This is a genomic window from Kytococcus schroeteri (assembly GCF_042433515.1).
In the GTDB taxonomy this organism is placed as follows: domain Bacteria; phylum Actinomycetota; class Actinomycetes; order Actinomycetales; family Dermatophilaceae; genus Kytococcus; species Kytococcus schroeteri.
Genome location: NZ_JBHLVH010000034.1, coordinates 1 through 680, shown reverse-complemented (window position 1 = coordinate 680; position 680 = coordinate 1). Strand labels below are relative to the sequence as shown.

The following is a 680-nucleotide window of genomic DNA, read 5'->3' as shown; positions in this document are numbered from 1 at the left end:
ATTTTCTACGGAGAGTTTGATCCTGGCTCAGGACGAACGCTGGCGGCGTGCTTAACACATGCAAGTCGAACGGTGAAGCGGGTGCTTGCACTCGTGGATCAGTGGCGAACGGGTGAGTAACACGTGAGTAACCTGCCCATCACTCTGGGATAAGCGCTGGAAACGGCGTCTAATACTGGATACGACCAACCCTTGCATGGGGTGTTGGTGGAAAGATTTATCGGTGGTGGATGGACTCGCGTCCTATCAGCTTGTTGGTGGGGTAATGGCCTACCAAGGCGACGACGGGTAGCCGGCCTGAGAGGGCGACCGGCCACACTGGGACTGAGACACGGCCCAGACTCCTACGGGAGGCAGCAGTGGGGAATATTGCACAATGGGCGAAAGCCTGATGCAGCGACGCCGCGTGAGGGATGACGGCCTTCGGGTTGTAAACCTCTTTCAGCAGGGAAGAAGCTTTTGTGACGGTACCTGCAGAAGAAGCACCGGCTAACTACGTGCCAGCAGCCGCGGTAATACGTAGGGTGCGAGCGTTGTCCGGAATTATTGGGCGTAAAGAGCTTGTAGGCGGTTTGTCGCGTCTGCTGTGAAAATCTGGGGCTTAACCCTGGACGTGCAGTGGGTACGGGCAGACTAGAGTGTGGTAGGGGAGACTGGAATTCCTGGTGTAGCGGTGGAAT

1 rRNA gene is annotated in these 680 nt (G+C 56.8%); it reads left to right on the top strand.

Annotated elements, in window-relative coordinates:
• Positions 1-4: 4 nt before the first annotated feature.
• Positions 5-680 (top strand): 16S ribosomal RNA (locus ACFFHC_RS11565); the annotation flags it as partial.